The organism is Bacteroides zhangwenhongii, from assembly GCF_009193325.2.
Taxonomy (GTDB): domain Bacteria; phylum Bacteroidota; class Bacteroidia; order Bacteroidales; family Bacteroidaceae; genus Bacteroides; species Bacteroides zhangwenhongii.
Genome location: NZ_CP059856.1, coordinates 1,633,144 through 1,658,236, shown reverse-complemented (window position 1 = coordinate 1,658,236; position 25,093 = coordinate 1,633,144). Strand labels below are relative to the sequence as shown.

General features: G+C 39.9%; 23 protein-coding genes. 17 read left to right on the top strand and 6 right to left on the bottom strand.

The annotated features are described in order from the left end of the window. Positions 1-61: 61 nt before the first annotated feature. Both fabD and thiD read right to left on the bottom strand, forming a co-directional pair. Positions 62-949, bottom strand: a complete 888-nt coding sequence (fabD, locus tag GD630_RS06625; protein ID WP_143868661.1) for an ACP S-malonyltransferase — start codon at positions 947-949, stop codon at positions 62-64. 50 nt (positions 950-999) lie between these two features. Further along, positions 1,000-1,836 carry a bifunctional hydroxymethylpyrimidine kinase/phosphomethylpyrimidine kinase gene (gene thiD, locus GD630_RS06620; RefSeq protein WP_143868659.1) on the bottom strand — a complete coding sequence of 279 codons (837 nt, stop codon included), beginning with the start codon at positions 1,834-1,836 and terminating at the stop codon, positions 1,000-1,002. 341 nt (positions 1,837-2,177) lie between these two features. Here thiD and GD630_RS06615 point away from each other — a divergent pair, with 341 nt between their 5' ends. The 9 genes from GD630_RS06615 (at position 2,178) to GD630_RS06575 (ending at position 10,455) form a co-directional block, all read left to right on the top strand. Further along, positions 2,178-2,909, top strand: coding sequence for an NUDIX hydrolase (locus tag GD630_RS06615; RefSeq protein ID WP_007760623.1), 732 nt, complete (start codon positions 2,178-2,180; stop codon positions 2,907-2,909). A gap of 122 nt (positions 2,910-3,031) precedes the next feature. Beyond that, positions 3,032-4,522, top strand: a complete 1,491-nt coding sequence (locus tag GD630_RS06610; RefSeq protein WP_143868657.1) for a xylulokinase — start codon at positions 3,032-3,034, stop codon at positions 4,520-4,522. A 70-nt stretch (positions 4,523-4,592) separates the two neighbouring features. Beyond that, positions 4,593-5,909, top strand: a complete 1,317-nt coding sequence (xylA, locus tag GD630_RS06605) for a xylose isomerase (RefSeq protein WP_143868655.1) — start codon at positions 4,593-4,595, stop codon at positions 5,907-5,909. Positions 5,910-6,029: 120 nt separating this feature from the next. Next, positions 6,030-7,484, top strand: a complete 1,455-nt coding sequence (gene xylE / locus GD630_RS06600) for a D-xylose transporter XylE (protein WP_143868653.1) — start codon at positions 6,030-6,032, stop codon at positions 7,482-7,484. A 246-nt stretch (positions 7,485-7,730) separates the two neighbouring features. Then, the gene (locus GD630_RS06595; protein WP_143868651.1) at positions 7,731-8,627 is read left to right on the top strand and encodes an agmatine deiminase family protein; all 897 of its coding nucleotides are present in this window, start codon (positions 7,731-7,733) and stop codon (positions 8,625-8,627) included. Positions 8,628-8,640: 13 nt separating this feature from the next. Next, positions 8,641-8,781: a hypothetical protein gene (locus GD630_RS06590; RefSeq protein ID WP_153260242.1), complete on the top strand. Its 141-nt coding sequence runs from the start codon at positions 8,641-8,643 to the stop codon at positions 8,779-8,781. Then, on the top strand, positions 8,778-9,155 hold the full coding sequence (locus tag GD630_RS06585; RefSeq protein ID WP_143868648.1) for a hypothetical protein: 378 nt from the start codon (positions 8,778-8,780) through the stop codon (positions 9,153-9,155). Before GD630_RS06590 ends, GD630_RS06585 begins: the two co-directional genes overlap by 4 nt. 7 nt (positions 9,156-9,162) lie before the next feature. Further along, positions 9,163-9,633, top strand: a complete 471-nt coding sequence (locus GD630_RS06580) for a 5' nucleotidase, NT5C type (RefSeq protein WP_143868646.1) — start codon at positions 9,163-9,165, stop codon at positions 9,631-9,633. 84 nt (positions 9,634-9,717) lie between these two features. Further along, positions 9,718-10,455: a hypothetical protein gene (locus tag GD630_RS06575; RefSeq protein WP_143868644.1), complete on the top strand. Its 738-nt coding sequence runs from the start codon at positions 9,718-9,720 to the stop codon at positions 10,453-10,455. A gap of 47 nt (positions 10,456-10,502) precedes the next feature. On the opposite strand, the gene GD630_RS06570 is transcribed toward GD630_RS06575, so the two are convergent. After that, on the bottom strand, positions 10,503-11,396 hold the full coding sequence (locus GD630_RS06570; protein ID WP_143868642.1) for an AraC family transcriptional regulator: 894 nt from the start codon (positions 11,394-11,396) through the stop codon (positions 10,503-10,505). A gap of 602 nt (positions 11,397-11,998) precedes the next feature. Here GD630_RS06570 and GD630_RS06565 point away from each other — a divergent pair. Continuing rightward, positions 11,999-12,289: a hypothetical protein gene (locus GD630_RS06565; RefSeq protein WP_143868640.1), complete on the top strand. Its 291-nt coding sequence runs from the start codon at positions 11,999-12,001 to the stop codon at positions 12,287-12,289. A 133-nt stretch (positions 12,290-12,422) separates the two neighbouring features. Beyond that, complete coding sequence (locus GD630_RS06560; RefSeq protein ID WP_143868638.1) at positions 12,423-13,961, top strand: carbon-nitrogen hydrolase family protein; 1,539 nt, start codon at positions 12,423-12,425, stop codon at positions 13,959-13,961. A gap of 146 nt (positions 13,962-14,107) precedes the next feature. Here the strand turns inward: GD630_RS06560 and GD630_RS06555 are convergent, their stop codons facing one another. Beyond that, positions 14,108-15,160, bottom strand: coding sequence for a DUF2776 domain-containing protein (locus GD630_RS06555; protein ID WP_143868636.1), 1,053 nt, complete (start codon positions 15,158-15,160; stop codon positions 14,108-14,110). Between the two features lie 210 nt (positions 15,161-15,370). On the opposite strand from GD630_RS06555, the gene ileS reads away from it, so the two are divergent. The 5 genes from ileS (at position 15,371) to GD630_RS06530 (ending at position 21,491) form a co-directional block, all read left to right on the top strand. After that, on the top strand, positions 15,371-18,859 hold the full coding sequence (ileS, locus tag GD630_RS06550) for an isoleucine--tRNA ligase (RefSeq protein ID WP_143868634.1): 3,489 nt from the start codon (positions 15,371-15,373) through the stop codon (positions 18,857-18,859). A gap of 35 nt (positions 18,860-18,894) precedes the next feature. Beyond that, complete coding sequence (locus GD630_RS06545) at positions 18,895-19,275, top strand: TraR/DksA family transcriptional regulator (RefSeq protein ID WP_004295883.1); 381 nt, start codon at positions 18,895-18,897, stop codon at positions 19,273-19,275. 98 nt (positions 19,276-19,373) lie between these two features. Then, on the top strand, positions 19,374-20,027 hold the full coding sequence (locus GD630_RS06540) for a lipoprotein signal peptidase (protein WP_143868632.1): 654 nt from the start codon (positions 19,374-19,376) through the stop codon (positions 20,025-20,027). Next, positions 20,020-21,099 (top strand): DUF4296 domain-containing protein, encoded by a 1,080-nt coding sequence (locus GD630_RS06535; protein ID WP_143868630.1) that lies wholly within the window; start codon positions 20,020-20,022, stop codon positions 21,097-21,099. The genes GD630_RS06540 and GD630_RS06535 overlap by 8 nt, the downstream gene beginning before the upstream one ends. 5 nt (positions 21,100-21,104) lie before the next feature. Beyond that, a complete protein-coding gene (locus tag GD630_RS06530; protein WP_143868694.1) occupies positions 21,105-21,491 on the top strand; it encodes a hypothetical protein in 387 nt (128 codons plus the stop codon). Here GD630_RS06530 and GD630_RS06525 read toward each other — a convergent pair. After that, entirely contained in the window at positions 21,442-22,209 is a 768-nt protein-coding gene (locus GD630_RS06525; protein WP_143868628.1) for a TrmH family RNA methyltransferase, read from the bottom strand. The genes GD630_RS06530 and GD630_RS06525 overlap by 50 nt on opposite strands. Positions 22,210-22,352: 143 nt before the next feature. Between GD630_RS06525 and tamL the strand changes: the two genes are divergently transcribed. After that, positions 22,353-24,662, top strand: coding sequence for a translocation and assembly module lipoprotein TamL (gene tamL, locus GD630_RS06520; protein ID WP_007760596.1), 2,310 nt, complete (start codon positions 22,353-22,355; stop codon positions 24,660-24,662). On the opposite strand, the gene GD630_RS06515 is transcribed toward tamL, so the two are convergent. Next, on the bottom strand, positions 24,616-25,068 hold the full coding sequence (locus tag GD630_RS06515; RefSeq protein WP_143868626.1) for a hypothetical protein: 453 nt from the start codon (positions 25,066-25,068) through the stop codon (positions 24,616-24,618). The two genes, tamL and GD630_RS06515, sit on opposite strands and share 47 nt — an antisense overlap. Positions 25,069-25,093: the final 25 nt, after the last annotated feature.

Below are 25,093 nucleotides of genomic sequence, written 5' to 3'. Positions count from 1 at the left end.
AAAAATAAAGAAAGGCGTGTTGGTGATAACCGACACGCCTTTCTTATTATGTTGTTTCTGTTTATGCGATACCGTGAGCGCTCACTGAACTATCGATTTTCTTAATCAATCCTTGAAGTACTGCACCCGGTCCACATTCAGTGAAATCCGTAGCACCGTCAGCTATCATATTTTTAACTGATTGAGTCCAGCGTACAGAAGCAGTCAGCTGTGCAACCAGATTCTTTTTGATTTCTGCAGGATCAGTGTGGGGAAGTGCGTCTACATTCTGGTATACCGGACATTTAGGAGTGTGAACTTCCGTAGCTTTAATAGCAGCTTCCAATTCGACTTTAGCAGGATCCATTAACGGAGAATGAAAAGCACCACCTACTTTCAATGGAAGAGCGCGTTTGGCTCCGGCAGCCTTCATCAGTTCACAAGCCTTTTCGATGCCCGGAATAGACCCGGAGATAACGATTTGTCCCGGACAATTATAGTTGGCAGGTACACAGACTTCGCCTTCTGCATTTACAGATGCGCAGATTTCTTCTACTTTTTCGTCCGGCAGTGCGATGATAGCGGCCATAGTGGACGGAGTAGCTTCACAGGCTTTTTGCATAGCCATTGCACGTGCATAAACCAATTTAAGTCCATCTTCGAAAGTCAAAGCACCGGCAGCTACCAAAGCTGAGAATTCACCAAGTGAGTGCCCTGCTGTCATTTCCGGTTTGAAGTCATCGCCCATGCACAGAGCGGATATGACAGAGTGGAGGAATACGGCAGGTTGAGTAACCTTTGTCTGACGGAGGTCTTCGTCTGTACCGTTGAACATGATATCTGTAATGCGATATCCGAGGATATCATTTGCTTTTTCAAACAATTCTTTTGCTAAAGCTGAGTTTTCATACAGGTCCTTACCCATTCCTACGAATTGAGCGCCTTGACCGGGAAATACAAATGCTTTCATATTTTTATTATTTAATTGATTTTTAATTGCGGGTGCAAAGTTACGGAATTTTATGATACGACCGCACAAATTGTACACATTTGTGCAATGGAGTCTGGAAAATGCCATAACGGACCGTTGCCATGACCGATGTGTAACTCTTTTCCGGCAAGGATGGCTTGGGTAATATAGGCTTTGGCGTGGCGGATAGATTCGTGTAAGGGATATCCCTTTGCCAGATAAGTGGCAATTGCGGAAGAGAGGGTACATCCTGTTCCGTGCAGATTATTACTTTCTATTTTTTTCTCCTTATATATATAGGAAGCAGATTCGGAGGTATATAGGAAGTCGGACATTAGATCACCTCCCAGATGTCCGCCTTTTACTAATATACTGATATGATAATGTTCCGTCAGTAGTTTGGCGGCTTCCTGCATTTCCTGAATGTTATGGATGGGGTTACCGATAAGTACGGCTGTTTCGTCAAGATTTGGAGTAGCTAAAGTGACAAGTGGTAACAGTTCTTTCTTTATTTCTTCTATGGCCTCGTCCGTCATTAGTTTTCGTCCACTGGTGGATACCATCACAGGATCGTAAACGATATATTGCGGAGTATATTTTCGGATACAGTCAGAAATGACACGGACGATCTGAATGTCATTTATCATACCTATTTTTAGCGCAACAGGTTGGAGATCCTCCATAACAGCTTCTATTTGTCCGCGAACGATTTCGGGAGACATAGCCTGTACAGTGTGCACTCCTAATGTATTCTGCACGGTAATTGCGGTAATGGCCGAAGCTGCATATCCTCCTAATGCTGAGATTGCTTTTATATCCGCTTGAATACCTGCACCTCCCGAACAATCGGAACCGGCAATGGATAAAATGACAGGATGATGTTTCATTTTAGTTTTTTTAATATTTAGGTTGCAAAGATAGGATAAAAAACGATAAGGTACAAAAGGACATATCGTTTAAAATACAATAAGTACCGGTTTTTTAATCTATCGGTATAAATGCGAAAAGTGCTGATAATAAAGTGCGAATATAGTTTTCGTACTTTATACAATTACTCCTCTCGTGGATAACTAAAATACATATTGTAAATTGTAAGATAACGCCAACTGTACATATTGTATTGTGTATGATATGTATATATATGAAAAACAATGTTTTATAGCATATCTATTATTTTTGTTAGGACTGCATTTCTCTTCTATATTTGCATCGTCTTAAAGAAATATATATGCATAATATACAGAAAAATACCCCTTTGGCCAACAATCATATATCAGTGGATTGTGTTGTGATTGGTTTTGACGGAGAACAACTGAAAGTGTTGCTTGTGAAACGTGCGGGTGAAGATAATGGTGAAGTATATCACGATATGAAACTTCCCGGAAGTCTTATATATATGGATGAGGATCTGGACGAAGCTGCACAACGTGTCTTGTACGAATTGACAGGACTTAAAAATGTAAATCTGATGCAGTTTAAGGCATTCGGCTCTAAAAACAGAACCAGTAATCCCAAAGATGTGCGCTGGTTGGAACGGGCCATGCAATCGAGGGTAGAGCGTATTGTGACTATAGCTTATCTGTCTATGGTCAAGATAGACCGTACATTGGACAAGAACTTGGATGATCACCAGGCTTGTTGGATTGCTTTGAAAGATGTGAAAACATTAGCTTTTGACCATAATCTGATTATTAAGGAAGCAATGACTTATATTCGTCAGTTCGTAGAATTTAATCCTTCCATGTTGTTCGAACTGCTTCCGCGTAAATTTACAGCTGCACAATTGAGAATTCTTTTTGAGTTGGTATATGACAAAGCTGTGGATGTACGTAACTTCCATAAAAAAATAGCCATGATGGAATATGTAGTTCCTTTAGAAGAAAAGCAACAAGGCGTGGCTCACCGGGCTGCACGTTATTATAAATTTGACAAGAAGATATATAATAAAGTAAGACGGTAAGACTTTATTCAAGTATTAGGTATTAATATTAAGTATTAGGCGTTGAATGTTATATATAGTATTAATTGTCGGGCATTGAGCGTAAATCGTAAATAGTAAATCGTTTAATCGTAAATAAAATTATGTTTCTATTAGGTTATGACATAGGTAGCTCGTCTGTAAAAGCGAGTTTGGTAAATGCTGAAACAGGCAAATGTGTATCATCGGCATTCTTTCCGAAAACAGAGGCGAACATTATCGCGGTAAATCCCGGATGGGCGGAACAAGACCCGGAGAGTTGGTGGGAAAATTTAAAGTTAACTACACAAGCTATTATGACCGAATCCGGAGTGAGTGCTGCTGAAATTAAAGCTATCGGCATCTCGTATCAGATGCATGGATTGGTATGCGTTGATAAGGATCAGCATGTGTTGCGTCCCGCTATTATTTGGTGTGATTCCCGTGCTGTGCCATACGGACAGAAAGCGTTTGAAACGATCGGAAAGGAGAGATGTCTTTCTCATTTGTTGAACTCGCCGGGAAACTTTACAGCTTCCAAGTTGGCATGGATTAAAGAAAACGAGCCTGCCATCTATGAGCAGATTTATAAGATAATGCTGCCGGGTGATTATATTGCCATGAAGTTGAGCGGAGAGATTTGCACAACCGTTTCCGGACTTTCGGAAGGTATGTTTTGGGATTTCAAGAACAACCGGGTGGCTGACTTCCTAATGGATTATTACGGATTCGACTCTTCTTTGATTGCAGATATTAAACCGACCTTTGCAGAGCAGGGACGTGTCAATGCGATAGCAGCTAAGGAGTTGGGTTTAAAAGAAGGAACACCGATTACTTACCGTGCCGGTGACCAACCTAATAACGCTCTTTCTTTAAATGTATTCAATCCGGGAGAAATAGCTTCTACGGCGGGAACGTCGGGAGTGGTTTACGGAGTGAACGGTGAAGTAAATTATGATCCGCAATCGCGCGTCAATACCTTTGCTCATGTCAATCATACAATAGACCAAACACGTTTGGGAGTGTTGCTATGCATCAACGGAACAGGTATTCTTAATTCATGGGTAAAACGAAATATAGCTCCCGAAGGAATATCTTATAATGAAATGAATGTGTTGGCCTCTAAAGCTCCTATCGGCAGCGCGGGAATCAGTATTCTACCTTTTGGCAACGGCGCCGAGCGTATGCTGAACAATAAAGAAATCGGATGTAGTATTCGCGGACTGGATTTCAACGCACACGGCAAACATCACATTATTCGTGCAGCTCAAGAGGGGATTGTGTTCTCCTTCAAGTATGGCATTGATATAATGGAGCAGATGGGGATTCCTGTGAAGATGATTCATGCCGGACACGCCAATATGTTCTTGAGTTCTATCTTCCGTGATACGTTGGCTGGAGTGACCGGAGCCACCATTGAACTTTACGATACGGATGGTTCGGTAGGTGCTGCGAAAGGTGCAGGTATTGGTGCAGGTATCTATAAAGATAATAATGAGGCATTTGCTACGCTTGACAAATTGGATGTGATTGAGCCTAATATGGCTAAACGCCAGGAATATGCGGACGCGTATGCTAAATGGAAGTATCGTTTAGAAAAATCAATGAGTAAATAATCTAAGTATAACATCGTGAGTAATGTGCTGTTCATATTGGTGCATTCTCACACTAAAAACATTATTAATTATGGCAACAAAAGAGTTTTTCCCTGGAATTGAAAAGATTAAGTTTGAAGGTAAGGATAGCAAAAATCCGATGGCATTCCGCTATTATGATGCAGAGAAAGTAATCAATGGAAAGAAGATGAAAGATTGGTTGAAATTCTCTATGGCATGGTGGCATACATTGTGTGCTGAAGGCGGCGACCAGTTCGGTGGCGGAACAAAACAATTCCCTTGGAACGGTAACGCAGACGCTGTTCAAGCTGCAAAAGATAAAATGGATGCAGGTTTCGAATTCATGCAGAAAATCGGTATCGAATACTACTGTTTCCACGATGTGGATTTGGTTTCTGAAGGTGCAAGCATTGAAGAATATGAGGCCAATCTGAAAGAAATTGTAGCTTATGCAAAACAAAAACAAGCTGAAACAGGCATCAAACTGTTGTGGGGTACTGCCAACGTATTTGGTCATGCACGTTATATGAACGGTGCTGCTACTAATCCTGATTTTGACGTAGTAGCTCGTGCTGCTGTTCAGATCAAGAATGCAATCGACGCAACTATCGAATTGGGTGGTCAGAACTATGTATTCTGGGGTGGTCGTGAAGGCTATATGTCTCTTCTGAACACAGATCAGAAACGTGAAAAAGAACACTTGGCACAGATGTTGACTATCGCTCGTGACTATGCTCGTGCCCGTGGTTTCAAAGGTACTTTCCTGATCGAACCGAAACCGATGGAACCTACTAAACACCAATATGATGTAGATACGGAAACTGTAATCGGCTTCTTGAAAGCTCATGGTCTGGACAAAGATTTCAAAGTGAATATTGAAGTAAACCATGCAACTTTGGCCGGTCATACTTTTGAACATGAATTGGCAGTGGCAGTAGACAACGGTATGTTGGGTTCTATCGACGCTAATCGTGGTGATTATCAAAATGGTTGGGATACAGACCAATTCCCGATTGACAACTACGAACTGACACAGGCCATGATGCAAATTATCCGTAATGGTGGCTTGGGTAACGGTGGAACAAACTTCGACGCTAAGACTCGTCGTAACTCTACTGACCTGGAAGATATCTTCATTGCTCACATCGCCGGTATGGATGCTATGGCACGTGCATTGGAAAGCGCAGCAGCTCTGTTGAACGAATCTCCGTATAAGAAGATGTTGGCTGACCGTTATTCTTCATTCGATGCTGGTAAAGGTAAGGAATTTGAAGATGGCAAATTGACGTTGGAAGACGTGGTTGCTTATGCTAAAGCAAATGGCGAACCGAAACAGACTAGTGGCAAACAAGAACTTTATGAAGCAATCTTGAATATGTATTGCTAATTAACCCACCACAGATTACATGGATTTCACAGATTCTTTTCTTCTCTCTTGTGAATTTATCTGTGTTCATCTGCGTAATCTGTGGTGATATATCTAACTACTACAACACTACTTATCACCATGATTAATACAACGAACGAGGGTAGTAAACTCTACCTGTATTCGATAACCTCTGTCGCTATTTTGGGCGGACTGCTTTTCGGCTATGACACGGCAGTTATTTCCGGTGCAGAGAAAGGATTGGAAGCTTTTTTCCTTTCGGCCTCTGATTTTCAATACAATAAAGTAATGCATGGAATCACTTCTTCCAGTGCATTAATTGGCTGTGTACTGGGTGGCGCGATCTCCGGTATATTTGCTTCCCGTTTGGGACGTCGCAACTCCTTAAGGCTTGCTGCCATACTCTTTTTCCTTTCAGCATTAGGTTCCTATTATCCGGAATTCTTATTCTTCGAATATGGAAAGCCGAACATGGATTTGCTGATTGCTTTTAATTTGTATCGTGTTTTGGGTGGTATCGGAGTAGGACTGGCTTCTGCAGTCTGCCCGATGTATATTGCTGAAATAGCCCCCTCCAATATTCGTGGAACGCTTGTATCGTGTAACCAGTTTGCTATCATCTTCGGTATGCTGGTAGTGTACTTTGTGAATTACTTGATTATGGGCGACCATCAGAATCCTGTTATTTTGAAAGATGCAGCCGGTGTGCTGTCTGTCAGCTCTGAATCTGATATGTGGACTGTTTATGAAGGATGGCGTTATATGTTCGGTTCGGAGGCTTTCCCAGCCGCTTTCTTTGGACTGTTGTTGTTCTTTGTTCCGAAAACACCTCGCTATCTTGTTTTGATACAGCAGGATGAAAAGGCTTACTCAATTCTGGAAAAGATCAATGGTAAGACAAAAGCACAGGAAATCCTTAATGATATTAAAGCTACCGCTCACGAAAAAACAGAGAAGATATTTACTTATGGAGTGGCGGTAATTGTGATCGGTATTCTGCTCTCTGTATTCCAGCAAGCTATCGGTATTAATGCCGTGCTATATTATGCTCCTCGTATTTTTGAAAGTGCAGGTGCGGAAGGCGGCGGTATGATGCAAACGGTTATTATGGGTATTGTAAACATTGTCTTTACACTGGTTGCTATCTTCACTGTAGACCGCTTCGGACGTAAACCGTTGTTGATAATCGGTTCTATCGGTATGGCTGTTGGTGCATTTGCAGTGGCGATGTGTGACAGTATGGCAATAAAGGGTATCCTTCCGGTGCTTTCAGTGATTGTGTATGCAGCATTCTTCATGATGTCCTGGGGACCGATTTGCTGGGTATTGATCGCGGAAATCTTCCCGAACACCATCCGTGGTAAAGCAGTGGCAATCGCTGTGGCTTTCCAATGGATATTCAACTATATTGTATCTTCTACTTTCCCGGCATTGTACGATTTCAGCCCAATGTTTGCATATAGTTTATACGGTATTATCTGTGTGGCTGCTGCTATCTTCGTTTGGCGTTGGGTACCCGAAACGAAAGGGAAGACACTGGAAGATATGAGCAAACTTTGGAAGAAAAATAAATAGGTTAGGTTAGTGTAATTTCATCGTGTCATTATGACTTTGCTCTCTTGACATGACTCTATTGAGATTATGACATCGTACCAATCAATGGTATGGTGTCATAATTGTTTATATACATATCGTGCAGTAAATCAATCTTTTATTTTGCATTAATTGCTTTATCGTTGGTGTTACAATTAGTGTTTTTGCATTTTTGAGTAAATATGTTCTCCAATGATACGCTTATCTTTGCATTATAAAAATTGAAGTATGATAACAGAGCAATATAAAGATACCGTTTATTTCTCGAACCTTTTTGTACGTCACTACCCTAAAGTTTATGAAGAATTATCTAATATTCTTTCTCGCCATCGTATAGCACATGGGACTTTGATGCACACTAAAGATTATTGGTGCCGAGATTATATGCCAATACAGTGGGGAGCTAATACTTATATTCAATTCCGCTATGAACCTGATTATTTGACGGATAAACCACAGTATAAAACTAATATTGTTCCCGTACTTAAAGCCATGAGTAGCAAGATGGATATTATTCAATCGCCACTTATAGTTGATGGAGGGAATGTTGTTGTGTGTGAGGGAAATTCTAAGTGGATGGGATCATGTATAAGAGAGCGGAAACCAATTATTCTCATGACAGAAAAAGTGTTCCAAGAAAATTCGCAGATCGATCAGGGAGAAGTACTGGCAATATTAAAGGCAAACTTCCATGGAGCAGATATTATATTTCTACCATGGGATAGATACGATATCTGTGGTCATACAGATGGGATTGTTCACAATATTGGCGATGGTAAGATTTTGGTCAACTTGAAAGTATATCCTCAAAAGATAGAACGGGAGATGAGACGTAGATTGAATGACGTTTTTGTAGTTGTGGATTTAAAACTTAGTAAGTATTATGAGAATAGTTGGGCATACATAAATATGCTTCAGACACGTGATATAATCATTGTCCCCGGACTTGGATTACCTACAGATGGAGAGGCTTTAGAACAGATAAAAGAGTTATATCCTTCCTATGAGGGACGAATTTACCAAGTTAATACAGCTCCGATTGTAGAGAGATGGGGAGGTGCATTGAATTGTTTGTCTTGGACTATGAGTAATTATGTATCTAGTTTATTTTCAAATATAATTTAAAAAGTAGAAAAATATGGAATTAATTATTGGGTTTGTGATATTATTTTGGATTGGTGTAAAGCTTAACCGATGGATAAATGGTAGCAGTAAAATTGTGAATAATCAGAGAAAGATAATTGAAGAATTAAGAAAACAAAACCAAGATAAGAAATGACATCATATGTTGCTCCCCCTAGCTTTTATATTTATATAGAAGAATCTTTTTTTGTGAAGGCTTTGGAGAAGAAAGAAGATAGAGTTCGTGGTTTACTAGGCTGGTGCCATTTTATTTTTATAGATTTCTCATCAGCTTGTTGTCAACGGGATGATAAGAATGGATATTTATTACAAATAGAGAATGAAATACATGAGATTGAGCTGATTGTTCTAGGGACAGAACGATTTCCTAATTGGTTTTCTATTGTATGCTACTTAATCCATATGCGGTGGGATTCTAATTCTTGGCGGAGTGAACCAGAGTTCTTCATCTGTTCAAAGGAATGGCTATCACTACAGGATAATTCATTAAATTCAAAATCAAAAATATAGAAATTATATGATATCAACATTATCGACTTCCAAACCTATCCTTTATATTGATATGGATAATGTTCTGGTTGATTTTCAATCAGGTATTAACAAGTTGAGTGAATACGAAAAGAGAGAGTATGAAGGACGATATGATGAGGTTCCTAATATTTTTGCAAGAATGAGTCCGTATGAAGGAGCAATTAATGCCTACCATCATTTAGCGCGTTTTTATGATGTATATATTCTTTCCACGGCACCTTGGAATAATCCTTCTGCCTGGTCAGATAAACTAATATGGGTGAGAAAATGGTTAGGTACAGATGGTTATAAACGATTAATTCTTAGTCATCATAAAAATTTGAACAAAGGGGACTTTCTGATAGATGATCGCCTCAAAAATGGTGCTGAAAATTTTAGTGGTGAATTAATCTTATTTGGTTCGGAACAGTATCCGAATTGGGACTCCGTTGTTGACTATTTGATATTATCTAAGTGAGAAGTAAAAAAGTTGATATATTCGGCACAACTCTTTACTAAAAAGATTATCTTTACCCAAAGAAATATTAATACTATAATAATTATGGATACTTTGAAAAAGGAGATTGCAGTTTTAAGGCAATGTAGTGATTTTAAGGAAATAGAAAAACAGCTTCAAGTAATTAATAAACAAATAGTCACAAACTATATGTTTGAACTAAGTAATGGGCTACGGATTTATCCAATTGAAGTAGAAGCTTATTTTAAAGATGCAAAATTTAATGATGAGTTTGTGCATGGAAATGAACTGCAAAAGAATAATTATGGAAGATTTTATGTTCATCGTACAGGTATAACTAAGAATTCAAAATTTAAAGGTGGAACAAGAGGAGGTATTGATATTTGTTTATCTGATGACGTTAATGCATATTATGGCATCTTAATAAGAAGTGCTAAGTTTGATGATGGCACAATTAAATTTGGACCGAATAATGTTTTAAAATTTATTGTTGAGGATAAGAATGTAGATTATGATACTTTGGAAAAAGAATCTGTTTTAAAAGAAGCTGTTAAAGATTGCCGTGATGGAGAAAGTAAATCAATCATCATGCATTCTACACGTGTTGGTCTAAGTGACAAGCAAAGTGACGATTTTAAAAACTTGCAATTACGAACGATCGTAGGACCGCTGCTTTCATCTTATGCATATAAAGAAAAGGAAAATGTATTCAGGAACTATATCGTTAATGATAATATCTCAAAAGAAGAAGCCGAGAAAATTTCTATTGACATCCTCGGATATTGTCCTAAGTCTTTGATAAAAAGTGTATATCAGGTATGATAACTATTAATTTTTATATAAGGGTGAAATATCGCCCTTATATAAAATTATTTAACGATTGGAATCCAAACTTCAGTAAGAAGCTCTTTCACATCTGTGTCGGTGGGAGAGTTCAAGTAATGTTCCAGGATTGGAGTTTCTCCTAAGCTATAAAATTGCGGTAATTGTTTCAATATTGTCTCATAAAAGGCATCTAACAATGCATAATCTCCTTGATGGATATAAACTGCGTATGTACCTTGAGGTAAATCCATGTGTTTTATTGGACTAGTGAGAGGGAGATTGGGGCCTATTCCTTTTTGAATAGCTATACAAGCGTAAAAACGGCATTTTTCTAATGAGGTAATGTCCGTGTCATCATAAGCTATCCCCCAATAATCTTCCTTATCTAGCAATAAAGAGTTTTCTTTTGCATATTCATATAGGCAGTCCCAAGTGTATGTCTCAAAAGCAACTGTGCTACAAGTGTCATAATTGCCAATATAAGATAAAAATAAGACAGGTATTGTTTCTGATTCCACTATGCGGTAAGGAGAAATATATGAAGGATAAGTATGATTTGTTTCCAATAATTTCTTTTGTAGTTCTCGAGGAGTGAGATTGTATTTTTTTTGAAGTGTATTATTTAAAGCTGACTGGTTAGCAAATCCAATATATTCATATATTTCAGCTATACTTTTTTTATTATCTTTGAGTAATTGCTGGGCATATTCCATGCGTGTACGAATGATATATTGATGTAATGTTTCGCTAGTGTAAGCTTTAAACATCAGCTGAAGATTACGAACAGACATGCATGCCATTTTAGCTAATTCAGGTATGGATATCAAACGATTGAACTCATCGGCAGTTTTACCTGTCCAATTCTTTTGTATCATGGAATTTAGATAATGAAGAATTGTATCGATTTGTCCTTGATAGGAGAATTTGTTGGAATTCATATCTTTTCTTTACCTTTTGGGTTACTCTTTTATTTATGATTGATATTCGCAAAGATAGTATTTATATACGCATCCTATATGAAAATGATTCAAAAGTTGATTCTATGACTTCTCATATCGGTTTCTGGCTTAAAAAAAATCCTTTGGAAAATCTAATTGTTTTGCCTTTAGAATTTTCCAGACTAGAGAGAAGTGGATAGAAAGAAGCAGAATCAAATAAAAGCAGCTATTTTCCGCAACTAAAGCATTGCTTTAGCCTACTTAAAGCACCGCTTTCCTTCTCTTAAAACATTGCTTTTTTCTTTTTCTGTTTTAAGCAGCATTCTCTATATATAAGAAACATTTTTTATCTACTCCTTCATCTTTCTTCTGAATTACCTGTGAATAAGAATTTTGTGGGTGAAGGAGTGCTTCTTCACCTTTGGAATTTGCAGAAAAAGAATGCATAAAATAGATAGTATAATAAAATATATATTTGTGTAAAATATATTTTTGTTTTTCAATTTATTAGACTAACTTTGATGAATAGACTTATAGCTAACATTGTTTGCTATTCTTAATTCTCACAAATTAGCTGATTATTTTTTTATATTGCTACTATTATGATTAGAATTATAGCTAGTATAAGGTTATATAAGGATGGTCGTAGAACTCCATTTTCTAGTGGTTACCGCCCTTTATTTGATTTTATTGAGGAGACAAAAACTTCTGGTCAAATAACTTTGCTTGATAGGGAAGATTTTTATCCCGGAGATGAGGGGATAGTTGAAATAGCTTTTCTTATTAGAAGAGCTTTAGGAGATAATTTTTCTGAAGGCACCAAGTTTACTTTTGGAGAAGGACGAAAGCATGTAGGAGAAGGTGAGGTAAAAGAAATATTAGAGTTAGAGTAATGTCAAAGCAGATAAGTTTGAATTGAATAACTCAATTTACATAAAATACTATTGTTAAATTTTTCTTGGTTTGAAAACACAATTAAAGGAATAGCTATACCTTTGCACTATCTTTTATAAAACACGTATTGTTATGGAACAACATCCGATAAAAATTAATAAAGTGCAGATACGCAATCTGCAAATAGAAGATTATGTACAGCTATCCCAGTCGTTTACCCGCGTCTATTCAGATGGTAGCGATGTGTTTTGGACTCGTGAGCAGATTCAGAAGTTAATTAAGATTTTTCCGGAAGGCCAGATTGTCACAGTAGTCGATGATAAAATAGTTGGTTGTGCTCTTTCTATCATTGTTGATTATGATAAAGTAAAGAACGACCATACGTATGCGCAAGTGACAGGTAAGGAAACATTCAACACGCATAATCCTAAAGGAAATATCCTCTACGGTATTGAAGTGTTTATTCATCCGGGTTATCGTGGTTTGCGTCTGGCACGTCGTATGTATGAATACCGTAAGGAACTTTGCGAAACATTGAATCTGAAAGCTATTATGTTTGGTGGACGTATCCCCAATTATCATAAATATGCTGATAAGATGCGTCCGAAAGAATACATCGAACGGGTGCGTCAGCGCGAAATCTATGATCCGGTTCTGACTTTTCAGTTGTCAAATGATTTTCATGTCCGTAAGGTCATGACCAATTATCTTCCTAATGACGAAGAATCGAAACATTATGCTTGTTTGTTGCAATGGGATAATATTTATTATCAGCCACCTACGCAGGAATATATTAATCCGAAAACAACAGTCCGTGTAGGCTTGGTGCAGTGGCAGATGCGTAGTTATAAGACATTGGACGATTTGTTTGAGCAAGTAGAGTTTTTCGTGGACGCAGTATCGGATTATAAAAGTGATTTTGTTCTTTTCCCGGAGTATTTCAATGCTCCTTTGATGTCGAAGTATAATGATAAAGGAGAATCTCAGGCCATTCGTGGGCTCGCGAAGTACACAGAGGAAATTCGCGACAGATTTATCAACCTGGCAATCAGTTATAATATCAATATTATTACCGGAAGTATGCCGTATGTCAAAGAAGACGGACTTCTATACAATGTAGGATTCCTTTGTCGTCGGGACGGTACATACGAAATGTATGAAAAAATGCATGTCACTCCGGATGAAATCAAGAGTTGGGGGTTGAGTGGTGGTAAGTTGTTGCAGACATTTGATACCGATTGCGCTAAAATCGGAGTTTTAATTTGTTATGACGTAGAGTTTCCCGAGCTATCCCGTTTGATGGCGGATCAAGGGATGCAGATATTATTTGTGCCTTTCCTGACCGATACGCAGAATGCTTATTCCCGTGTCCGGGTATGTGCGCAGGCACGCGCTATTGAAAATGAATGTTTTGTAGTTATTGCGGGAAGTGTGGGGAATCTTCCTCGTGTACATAATATGGATATTCAATATGCCCAGTCCGGTGTCTTCACTCCCTGCGACTTTGCTTTCCCGACTGACGGAAAGAGAGCGGAAGCGACTCCTAATACCGAGATGATTCTTGTTTCGGATGTGGATCTGGATTTATTGAATGAACTGCATACTTATGGTAGCGTACGTAATCTGAAAGATCGCAGAAGTGATGTTTATGAAGTAAGACTAAAGAAATAAGACAGTGGCTCAAAATTCACCACAGATTACACGGATTGGCACAGATTATTCCTATTGGATTATTTCTATTAAGAATGAATCATTTAATCTTTAATCTGTGAAGGTTCGTGTAATCTGTGGTAAAAGAACTTTGATTTATTCCCGTTTTATCCCTTCCCGGAAGTACCGCTTTCGAGGATACTGACGATGGAGAATAAGGTAAAACAGATAGCTCCCAGTCCCGATAAGACGCGGGCGGGAATGAAATAATCCGAATGTACAGTGGCAAGTTCAAATACAAATGCAGCCAAGAATAAGCAAGCCAATGCCGTCAGTACCGGAATTAAAGGAATGCGGTTGGCTAATTTGAATTCATGTCTCCATATTTTTGCCAGGAGGATTACTTTACTGGAGATACTGTAACATACTAAACCAAGCCCAAGCATGATATAGCCTGTAGTACCGTTTGTACTTCCTGAGTCTGCGAAAATTACAAAAAGCCCCCAAATGAAGGAAATAGATCCCATCAGTAATACTAACTTCGGCCATTGTGAACGTTCTTTTTCCGAATATACATTACGTATCTGTCGGGCTATAGTAGCTACTAACGCAATCAGACTGGTACAAATACATGCAAGGCCTACCATTACATGACCTGCCACAAAGTAAGCCGGATGAACATGGCTGTTGGCTAATAAAACGAATGCCCATATCCATGCAACCAAAGATATGGTGATTACAACGGCTTCCATCGTACGTTCTTCTCCCAAAGAAAAAGCTCCATCCGGAACTTCATTCCCTGTGCTTTTAGAGTTTCCGGGAATAAAAGAAAAGCGGGTGGAAGAAGTGGCGGCAGTGGCTACGCAGCCTGTAATAAATCCGACACCGGTTATTACATGACCGGCAACGAATGCTGAAGGAGAATCAGCTCCACTGAAGATGCATATTCCTGTGATGATTGTCGCAATAGCTGCCAGATAACCAAGGATCGGCAATCCATATTTTGCGGCTCGGTTATAAGTATGTATGATTTGCCGGATAATGGTAGCCGCCGTACAGAACAGCGCAATACATATCATGCCTAGTGAAAAAACGACGGGGCCTGCCACAACGCGACCTCCTGCATCTCCGTAACCGTAAATGAATGCTCCGTATCCGAAGCAAAAGAGTGCCATCACCAAAGGGATTGCTCTGAATAAAATACTAATACCGTAATTCATAAGATAAGTGCTTTTAGGTTTTTCAGTAGAACAAGGATAGGTCTGTTTTGTTTAGGTCACAGGCAGTTTAAATCGTTAACTTTATAGGATTCCGATTAAAAGTCTTTGCTTTTTGCTCAACTAAACAAATGTTTTTGTAAATTTGCACCCTTAAAAACGGGGATACCCCTCAAAGTGTAAATTGTAAATAGTAAAATCGTAGATATAGCTATGGGTAAGAGATTTACTGAGTATTCGCAGTTTGACCTTTCACAGGTGAACAAAGATGTGCTGAAGAAATGGGACGAAAACCAGGTTTTCGCCAAGAGTATGACAGAACGTGATGGCTGTCTTTCGTTCGTTTTTTTTGAAGGACCTCCCTCGGCTAATGGTATGCCGGGTATTCACCATGTAATGGCCCGTACGATTAAGGATATTTTCTGCCGTTACAAAACGATGAAAGGGTATCAGGTAAAGCGTAAAGCCGGATGGGATACGCATGGACTGCCTGTAGAATTGGGTGTAGAAAAGGCGTTGGGTATCACAAAGGAGGATATCGGCAAGAAAATCTCCGTAGCCGAATATAATGCTGCTTGTCGCAAGGATGTGATGAAGTTTACTAAAGAATGGGAGGACTTGACTCACAAGATGGGATATTGGGTGGATATGAAACATCCCTATATCACGTATGACAACCGTTATATTGAAACCCTTTGGTGGCTGTTAAAGCAATTATATAAGAAAGGATTGTTGTATAAAGGATATACCATCCAGCCGTATTCTCCGGCAGCAGGAACGGGGTTGAGTTCTCATGAGCTGAACCAGCCGGGATGTTACCGGGATGTGAAGGATACGACGATGGTTGCCCAATTCAAGATAAAGGACCCGAAACCGGAAATGACCGGATGGGGAACCCCTTATTTCCTTGCTTGGACCACCACTCCATGGACATTGCCTTCAAATACGGCACTCTGTGTCGGCCCGAAATTTGATTATGTGGTTGTACAGTCATACAATGCATATAATGGAGAACCGATTACGGTTGTTTTGGCTAAGGCGTTGTTAAATACTCACTTTAATCCGAAAGCTGCGGACTTGAATCTGGAAGATTACAAACCGGGAGATAAGCTGGTTCCGTTCAAGGTAGTGGCCGAATATAAAGGGACGGAACTGGTGGGCATGGAATATGAACAACTCATTCCTTGGGTGAAACCGATAGAGGTTTCCGAAGACGGAATGTGGAAAGTCAGCGATAAAGGCTTCCGGGTTATTCAAGGGGATTATGTGACGACGGAAGACGGTACGGGTATCGTGCACATTGCACCGACTTTTGGTGCGGATGATGCGAATGTGGCACGTGCGGCAGGTATTCCGTCATTGTTCATGATAAATAAGAAAGGTGAAACCCGCCCGATGGTAGATCTTACCGGTAAGTTCTATTTATTGGATGAACTGGATGAAAGATTTGTCAAGGAATGCGTGGATGTAGATAAATATAAGGAATATCAAGGCGCATGGGTGAAGAATGCTTATGACCCGCAGTTTACGGTGGACGGAAAATATGATGAGAAGGCTGCCCAGACTGCCGAATCTTTGGATATTGCTCTTTGCATGATGATGAAGGCTGGTAAGCAAGCTTTCAAAATAGAAAAGCACGTCCATAACTATCCGCACTGTTGGCGTACAGACAAACCGGTACTTTATTATCCGTTGGATAGCTGGTTTATCCGTTCTACAGCTTGCAAGGAGCGTATGATGGAATTGAACAAGACTATCAACTGGAAACCGGAGTCTACCGGAACAGGACGCTTCGGTAAATGGCTGGAAAACTTGAATGACTGGAACTTAAGCCGTTCACGTTATTGGGGAACTCCGCTTCCTATCTGGCGCACGGAAGATAATACGGACGAAAAGTGTATTGAATCCGTAGAGGAACTTTATAATGAAATAGAGAAATCGGTGGCTGCCGGATTCATGCAGTCGAACCCGTATAAGGATAAGGGATTTGTTCCGGGTGAATATACAGAGCAGAACTATGACAAGATTGACCTTCACCGCCCGTACGTGGATGATATTATTTTGGTTTCTAAAGACGGTAAGCCGATGAAGCGTGAAATGGACTTGATAGATGTTTGGTTCGATTCTGGTTCCATGCCATACGCACAGATCCATTATCCGTTTGAAAACAAGGAACTGTTGGATAGCCGTCAGGTATATCCTGCCGATTTCATTGCAGAAGGAGTGGATCAGACACGCGGATGGTTCTTCACATTGCATGCGATTGCCACTATGGTATTCGACAGTGTATCTTATAAAGCGGTAATTTCTAACGGATTAGTGTTGGATAAGAACGGTAACAAGATGTCCAAGCGTTTGGGTAATGCTGTCGATCCGTTTAGTACAATTGAGAAATATGGTTCTGACCCGTTGCGCTGGTATATGATTACCAACTCGTCTCCGTGGGATAATTTGAAATTCGATGTAGACGGAATAGAAGAAGTCCGTCGTAAATTCTTCGGTACTTTATATAATACCTATTCGTTCTTTGCGCTTTATGCCAATGTTGACGGATTTGAATATAAGGAAGCGGATGTGCCGATGGCGGAACGTCCGGAAATCGACCGTTGGATTCTGTCTGTATTGAACACGTTGATAAAAGAGGTAGATACCTGTTATAATGAATATGAGCCGACAAAGGCTGGACGTTTGATTTCCGACTTTGTGAATGATAATTTGTCCAATTGGTACGTTCGTCTGAATCGTAAACGTTTCTGGGGTGGTGAATTTACACAGGATAAACTGTCTGCATACCAGACATTGTATATATGTCTTGAGACAGTGGCTAAATTGATGTCGCCGATAGCTCCGTTCTATGCCGACAGGTTGTACACAGACTTGATTACAGCGACAGGACGTGATAATGTTGTGTCTGTCCACTTGGCTAAATTTCCGGAATACCAGGAAAATAGCATAGATAAAGAACTGGAAGCCCGTATGAAAATGGCGCAGGATGTAACGTCTATGGTATTGGCATTACGTCGTAAAGTGAATATCAAAGTGCGCCAACCTCTGCAATGTATCATGGTTCCGGTGGTAGATGAAGAACAGAAAGCCCATATCGAAGCGGTGAAGAACTTGATAATGAATGAAGTTAATGTCAAGGAAGTTAAATTTGTAGATGGTGCTGCCGGTGTATTGGTAAAGAAGGTGAAGTGCGACTTTAAGAAATTGGGTCCGAAGTTTGGAAAACAAATGAAAGCAGTGGCTGCTGCTGTTGCCGGAATGTCGCAGGAAGCTATCGCCGAGCTGGAAAAGAATGGAAAATATGTGCTGAACCTGGATGGAGCGGAAGCTGTTATTGAAGCAGCGGATGTGGAAATCTTCAGTGAGGATATTCCGGGATGGCTGGTTGCCAATGAAGGTAAGCTGACTGTTGCGCTTGAAGTAACCGTTACCGAAGAGTTGCGGCGTGAGGGTATTGCCCGTGAATTGGTAAATCGTATTCAAAACATACGAAAATCAAGCGGTTTCGAGATTACAGACAAAATAAAAATAACAATCTCGAAAAATACGCAAACAGATGATGCGGTAAAAGAATATAATACTTATATTTGTAACCAAGTTTTAGGCACATCTTTAGAACTTGTAGATGAAGTGAAAGACGGTACAGAGCTTAACTTTGACGATTTCTCACTGTTCGTGAATGTGATAAAAGACTAATACTATATTGATTAACCTTTTAAAATTGTAAGATTATGGCAGAAAAGACTAGATACTCAGATGCGGAACTCGAAGAATTCCGTGCCATTATTATGGAGAAACTGGAATTGGCCCAACGTGACTATGAACAGTTGAAGAAGAGTTTGATGGGATTGGACGGTAATGATACCGATGATACGTCTCCTACCTATAAAGTGTTGGAAGAAGGTGCGAATACGCTATCCAAAGAAGAAACAACCCGTCTGGCACAGCGCCAGTTGAAGTTCATACAAGGATTGCAGGCAGCTTTGGTACGTATTGAGAATAAGACGTATGGTATCTGTCGTGAAACAGGAAAGTTGATTCCGGCAGAACGTCTGCGCGCTGTTCCTCATGCTACATTAAGCATTGAAGCAAAGAACAGCGGTAAAAAATAATAGATAGCTACACAAGCTACGAGTGACGAGCTACAAGTAGCTGCGCAAAGTTTACGCACGGCACTTGTAGCTCGTTATGTTTAATTTATAATGAACACATGAAGAAACTATTCACGAAAGGGAGAATCGCCCTGCTCGTTATCTTTTCCGTATTAATTATTGACCAGATCATTAAAATCTGGATTAAGACTCATATGTATTGGCATGAAAGCATACGTGTGACGGATTGGTTTTATATCTATTTCACCGAAAACAATGGAATGGCTTTCGGCATGGAGATTTTTGGGAAGTTGTTCCTGACCACTTTCCGTATTGTTGCGGTAGCGTTGATAGGGTGGTATCTCTACAAGATAATAAAAAAAGGATTCAAAACAGGCTATATTGTTTGTGTGGCTTTGATTCTGACCGGTGCTTTGGGTAATATTATAGATAGTGTCTTTTATGGAGTGATCTTCAATGAAAGCACACATTCGCAGATTGCGAGCTTTATGCCCGAAGGAGGAGGATATTCTACCTGGTTCTACGGTAAGGTTGTGGATATGTTCTACTTCCCGATTATAGATACGAACTGGCCTGCTTGGATGCCGTTTGTGGGTGGCGAGCATTTTATATTCTTTAGTCCGATCTTTAATTTTGCTGATGCTGCTATTAGCTGTGGTATCATTGCTTTATTGCTTTTTTATAGTAAATATCTGAATGAGTCATATCATTCGTTGGATAAGGAAGAAAAGAGAAGTGTGAATCATGAATAATAAGTTTCGGTTTCATCTGTGTCTTGTCTGCATAGTGGTTTTTGCGGTAGCCGGGTGTAAAGTGAAAAGACCCGGTGGGGTAATCCCTGAATCAGAGATGGAGAATTTGTTATATGATTACCATCTGGCAAAGTCTATGGGGGATAACCTTCCTTATAGCGAGAACTATAAGAAAGCGTTGTATCTTGATGCCGTCTTTCGGAAACACGGAACTACGCAGGCTGTGTTTGATTCGTCTATGGTGTGGTACACACGTAACACAGAAGTGTTATCGAAAATTTATGAGAAGGTAAAGGTACGTTTGAAAAGTGAGCAGGAACTTGTTGGCGATCTGATAGCCAAGCGTGATAAGAAACCGAAAACAACCAAACAAGGAGACAGCATTAATGTATGGCCGTGGCAGCGTATGGTGCGCCTCACAGGTGAGATGATGAACAATCAATATGTGTTTACCTTGCCGACTGACTCTAACTATAAAGATCGGGATACGTTGGTGTGGGAAGTGCGGTATCGTTTTCTGGAACCGATGTTGGCCGATTCTTTAAGAACTGTCACTATGGCAATGCAGGTGATTTACGAGAAAGATACAGTTAGTCATTGGACAACAGTGACCGAGTCCGGAGTTCAGAAAATCCGTCTTTTTGCAGATACATTGGGACAGATGAAAGAGATAAAAGGCTTCATTTACTATCCGATGGAAAGACAGGAAAAAGCAGGGTCATTGTTGGCCGATTGCTTTAGCATGACCCGTTATCATTGTACGGATACACTTGCTTTTGCTGTCCGTGATTCGCTGAATAAGATAAAAGCTTTGGAAGCTGATTCTTTGAAGAAACTCTCCGATCATAAGGCTGATTCTTTGGAGAGAGTAGTGGAGAAGGAGAAGGGTAAAGAAGATGTTCAACGATTGACACCGGAAGAAATGAACCGCCGCCGTACGGGAACACATCGTGAGAAGAAGCCGGAGCAGATCGAAGTGGAACAACATATCCAGCAGGAAAGAATGGAACAGCGCAAGGAACGCCAGATGAATCAACGCAGGCGTCAGCAGCAAAGACGTCAAACACGTTAGTCATGATGAAACGTTTTGCTTCTCATTATTTACTGATACCCAGTGTCGGATTCGTAAAGCAACAGGTAGTGGAGATAAGTGACGAAGGAGTTGCTCAAAATATATTTCCACTGACTGAAGAAGTGGAGTCCGTTGAATGGCTGCCGGGTGTAATTGTTTTGTTGCCTGTACATCAGATGGAAGAAATAAAAAATATCGGGATGGTTGCTAAAAACATCCCGGTATTTCAACAGAATCTTCCTGTTCTTATAGCTGCGTCTTCTTGTACTTTGAACGACTTTCTTGATACATCCCGGAAGAATGGAGAAGTATTGTTTCCTTATTTGTTTTATCCCTTTGATTTTACTTCCATGCGGCCTGTCGACGGAACTCGGCACAGATTACTGCGGTAGCAATGGCTACATTGAGCGATTCGGATGTTTCCTGGCCTTGTGGGTAATTGGGAATATACAGTTTTCTATTGATTAACGCTTCCACTTCTTTCCCTATGCCGTTTCCTTCATTTCCCATCACAATCAATCCATTAGCGGCTAATGGTTGCTCGTACATATTTTGTCCATCCAAAAAAGTACCGAACACGGGTATCTCTTTGCTTTGCGAACGGATAAAATCCGGAAGAGAAGTGTAATGTACCCTTACTCGGGCAATTCCACCCATAGTGGCTTGTACTGTCTTGGGGTTATAAACGTCTACTGTGTTCTGTGAGCAAATAATGTCTTCAATCCCGAACCAATCGGCCAGACGAATAATCGTCCCCAGATTTCCGGGATCCTGAACATCGTCTAATGCCAGACAAAGGGAGTGACGGGCAATATCCGGAGTTAGTGTATATTTCGGTTGCTCAAAGACGGCAAGTACCTGTTGGGGAGTTTTTAAGAGACTTGCCCGTGAGAGTTCCTCTTGAGAGACTTCTGCTATCTCATCCGCATATATATTCGGATGATTCTGAAGCCATAATGAGGTTGCGGCCAGAAAACGGCAAGGAAAATATTCGAGTAAATCGCCTACCAGCTTTGGGCCCTCAGCTAGAAATACTCGTTCTTCTTTACGTATTTTCTTTTGTTCCAGCGAGTGTATATACTTTATTTTATTCTTACTAAGTGGTGCCATAGATTTGATATTCTTTTGCAAAGCTATAAAGATATTTCCAATCTGCCTTTACTTTCCTCTCTTTTTCTTAAATTATTTTCCCTATCGGAAAATATAATTTATCTTTGTAATCACTTTTTTTATGCTATCGATGTAAGAACCGTATGAGGAGAGATTTTCTTTGTTTGCTTGCTTCTGTCGCTGTCTTGTCACTTGCTTCGTGCACTGCCACCAAGTTTGTGCCGGATGGTTCATATCTGTTGGATGAAGTCAAAATTCGTACGGATGAGAAAAGTATCCGCCCTTCTTCATTGAAAATGTATGTTCGTCAGAATCCTAATGCCAAGTGGTTTAGTCTGATAAAGACCCAGCTTTACGTTTACAATCTTTCCGGACGTGATTCTACTAAATGGGGAAATAAGTTTTTACGGAGAATAGGTGATGCTCCCGTGATATATAATGAGGATGAAGCATTGCGTTCTGAAGAGGAAATCACGAAGGCTGTGCATAATATGGGATATATGGCAGCTACCGTAAAACGTTCGACAAAGATCAAAAAGAAGAAGATAAAATTATACTATGACGTGACTGCGGGAAAACCGTACGTTGTTCAGTCCATTAAATATAATATATCCGATCCTAAAATAGAAGCACTTCTCAAGCAGGATTCTGCCAGGAGTCTGTTGAAACAGGGAATGTATTTTGATGTAAATGTATTGGATGCGGACAGGCAACGTATCACGGATAAATTGTTGCAAAACGGTTATTATAAATTTAATAAGGACTATATAGGCTATACTGCCGATACTGTCCGTAATACCTATAAGGTCGATTTGACTCAGTTTTTGCGGCCTTACAAGGCTCATACGAATGATTCGGCACGAGCACATCAGCAATATTGGATCAATAAGATTAATTTTATCACTGATTATGATGTCCTGCAATCTTCGGCATTGAGCAGTGTGGAAATCAACGACTCTATTCATTATAAAGGATATCCTATTTTCTATAAAGATAAACTTTATTTGCGCCCCAAAGTGTTGACGGATAACCTTCGTTTTAGTCCCGGAGATTTGTATAATGAACGCGATGTGCAGCAAACATACTCCAGCTTTGGGCGTTTGTCGGCGTTGAAATATACTAATATCCGTTTCTTTGAGACTCAGTTAGGAGATTCGACAATGCTCGATTGCTATGTAATGCTGACAAAAAGTAAGCATAAGTCTGTATCGTTTGAGGTGGAAGGTACGAATTCCGCCGGAGACTTGGGGGCGGCTGCTTCAGTCGCTTTTCAGAATAGGAATCTATTTCGTGGTTCGGAGACTTTTATGATAAAGTTTCGTGGGGCATACGAGGTGATCTCCGGACTTCAGGCAGGCTATTCGAATAACAACTATACTGAATACGGGGTAGAGACGAGCATTAACTTTCCTAACTTCTTGTTTCCCTTTCTTTCTTCTGACTTTAAACGTAAAATCAGGGCTACCACTGAGTTCGGGTTGCAGTATAATTATCAGTTACGGCCGGAGTTTCTGCGGACGATGGCATCTGCCAACTGGAGTTACAAATGGACACAACGTCAGAAAATTCAACATCGTATCGATTTGATTAATATTGGTTTTCTTTATTTGCCGCGTATTTCAGACAGATTCAGAGAAGATTATATCAATAAAGGGCAAAATCATATATTCCAATATAATTATCAAGACCGCTTGATTGTAAATATGGGATATAGTTACAATTATAATAGTGTAGGTGGATCTATCGTCAATAATACGATTGCTTCTAATTCATATTCTATCCGCTTTAATTTCGAGTCTGCGGGAAATATATTGTATGCCTTGTCCAAAGTTGCCAATATCCGGAAGAATGATAATGGTGAGTATGCCATTCTGGGAATTCCCTATGCCCAATATCTGAAAGGTGAATTTGATTTCGCAAAGAATATACGGATTGACCACCGTAACTCATTTGCGTTTCACGCCGGTTTGGGAATTGCAGTACCCTATGGGAATGCAAAAACGATTCCGTTTGAGAAACAATATTTTTCCGGAGGAGCTAATAGCGTACGTGGATGGGCCGTGCGTGATTTAGGACCGGGTTCTTTCTCCGGAAATGGAAACCTGTTGGACCAATCGGGAGATATTAAACTGGATGCGAGTATTGAATATCGGAGTAAACTGTTTTGGAAATTTCAAGGAGCCGTATTTGTGGATGCAGGTAATATCTGGACGATCCGGAACTATGCAAATCAGCCCGGAGGCGTTTTCAAGTTCGACAAATTCTATAAGCAAATAGCGGTTGCTTATGGCTTAGGCTTACGGCTTGACCTGGATTTCTTTATTCTTCGTTTTGACGGAGGTATGAAAGCGGTTAATCCGGCTTTTGAAACAAAGAAAGAGCGTTTCCCTATTATTCATCCTAAGTTTAGTCGTGATTTCGCTTTCCATTTTGCCGTGGGATATCCATTCTGATTAACCATTTATTACGTTCCCTCATTAGTTCGAGCGTGTCTTGCAGAACACTTATTTGTTGCATTTCCCCACTGATGGGACTTATAATATGCGCATTTTTTATTTCGCAAACAACCGTTGCTCTTTCGGAATTAGCGTCTATTTCGCTGGAAACGACAGATACTTTGGCTGTTCCCTGTGCTTTTAATTGTTCTATATGCTTCTGCTGTATATTGGAGGCTAAAAAGCTAAGATAGGATAGGGAAGAAGGAGTGCTCCACTCTTCGGCAACCGGATAATTGAAGTTATAAAAGGCTTCGCAAAAGTCTACGGCTGTTTGCTCTATTTGGCTTTTGGGCGTTTGTTGTTGACAAGATAAGCAAATGAATGAAAATATAGATAGGATATGTATGTGCAATTTATTCATAACATTAAATTTATATGATTAGAAA

Coding starts and splice junctions, on each gene's coding strand:
- fabD (WP_143868661.1), bottom strand. CDS start 949: ATGAAAGCATTTGTATTTCCCGGTCAAGGCGCTCAATTCGTAGGAATG.
- thiD (WP_143868659.1), bottom strand. CDS start 1,836: ATGAAACATCATCCTGTCATTTTATCCATTGCCGGTTCCGATTGTTCG.
- GD630_RS06615 (WP_007760623.1), top strand. CDS start 2,178: ATGCATAATATACAGAAAAATACCCCTTTGGCCAACAATCATATATCA.
- GD630_RS06610 (WP_143868657.1), top strand. CDS start 3,032: ATGTTTCTATTAGGTTATGACATAGGTAGCTCGTCTGTAAAAGCGAGT.
- xylA (WP_143868655.1), top strand. CDS start 4,593: ATGGCAACAAAAGAGTTTTTCCCTGGAATTGAAAAGATTAAGTTTGAA.
- xylE (WP_143868653.1), top strand. CDS start 6,030: ATGATTAATACAACGAACGAGGGTAGTAAACTCTACCTGTATTCGATA.
- GD630_RS06595 (WP_143868651.1), top strand. CDS start 7,731: ATGATAACAGAGCAATATAAAGATACCGTTTATTTCTCGAACCTTTTT.
- GD630_RS06590 (WP_153260242.1), top strand. CDS start 8,641: ATGGAATTAATTATTGGGTTTGTGATATTATTTTGGATTGGTGTAAAG.
- GD630_RS06585 (WP_143868648.1), top strand. CDS start 8,778: ATGACATCATATGTTGCTCCCCCTAGCTTTTATATTTATATAGAAGAA.
- GD630_RS06580 (WP_143868646.1), top strand. CDS start 9,163: ATGATATCAACATTATCGACTTCCAAACCTATCCTTTATATTGATATG.
- GD630_RS06575 (WP_143868644.1), top strand. CDS start 9,718: ATGGATACTTTGAAAAAGGAGATTGCAGTTTTAAGGCAATGTAGTGAT.
- GD630_RS06570 (WP_143868642.1), bottom strand. CDS start 11,396: ATGAATTCCAACAAATTCTCCTATCAAGGACAAATCGATACAATTCTT.
- GD630_RS06565 (WP_143868640.1), top strand. CDS start 11,999: ATGATTAGAATTATAGCTAGTATAAGGTTATATAAGGATGGTCGTAGA.
- GD630_RS06560 (WP_143868638.1), top strand. CDS start 12,423: ATGGAACAACATCCGATAAAAATTAATAAAGTGCAGATACGCAATCTG.
- GD630_RS06555 (WP_143868636.1), bottom strand. CDS start 15,160: ATGAATTACGGTATTAGTATTTTATTCAGAGCAATCCCTTTGGTGATG.
- ileS (WP_143868634.1), top strand. CDS start 15,371: ATGGGTAAGAGATTTACTGAGTATTCGCAGTTTGACCTTTCACAGGTG.
- GD630_RS06545 (WP_004295883.1), top strand. CDS start 18,895: ATGGCAGAAAAGACTAGATACTCAGATGCGGAACTCGAAGAATTCCGT.
- GD630_RS06540 (WP_143868632.1), top strand. CDS start 19,374: ATGAAGAAACTATTCACGAAAGGGAGAATCGCCCTGCTCGTTATCTTT.
- GD630_RS06535 (WP_143868630.1), top strand. CDS start 20,020: ATGAATAATAAGTTTCGGTTTCATCTGTGTCTTGTCTGCATAGTGGTT.
- GD630_RS06530 (WP_143868694.1), top strand. CDS start 21,105: ATGAAACGTTTTGCTTCTCATTATTTACTGATACCCAGTGTCGGATTC.
- GD630_RS06525 (WP_143868628.1), bottom strand. CDS start 22,209: ATGGCACCACTTAGTAAGAATAAAATAAAGTATATACACTCGCTGGAA.
- tamL (WP_007760596.1), top strand. CDS start 22,353: ATGAGGAGAGATTTTCTTTGTTTGCTTGCTTCTGTCGCTGTCTTGTCA.
- GD630_RS06515 (WP_143868626.1), bottom strand. CDS start 25,068: ATGAATAAATTGCACATACATATCCTATCTATATTTTCATTCATTTGC.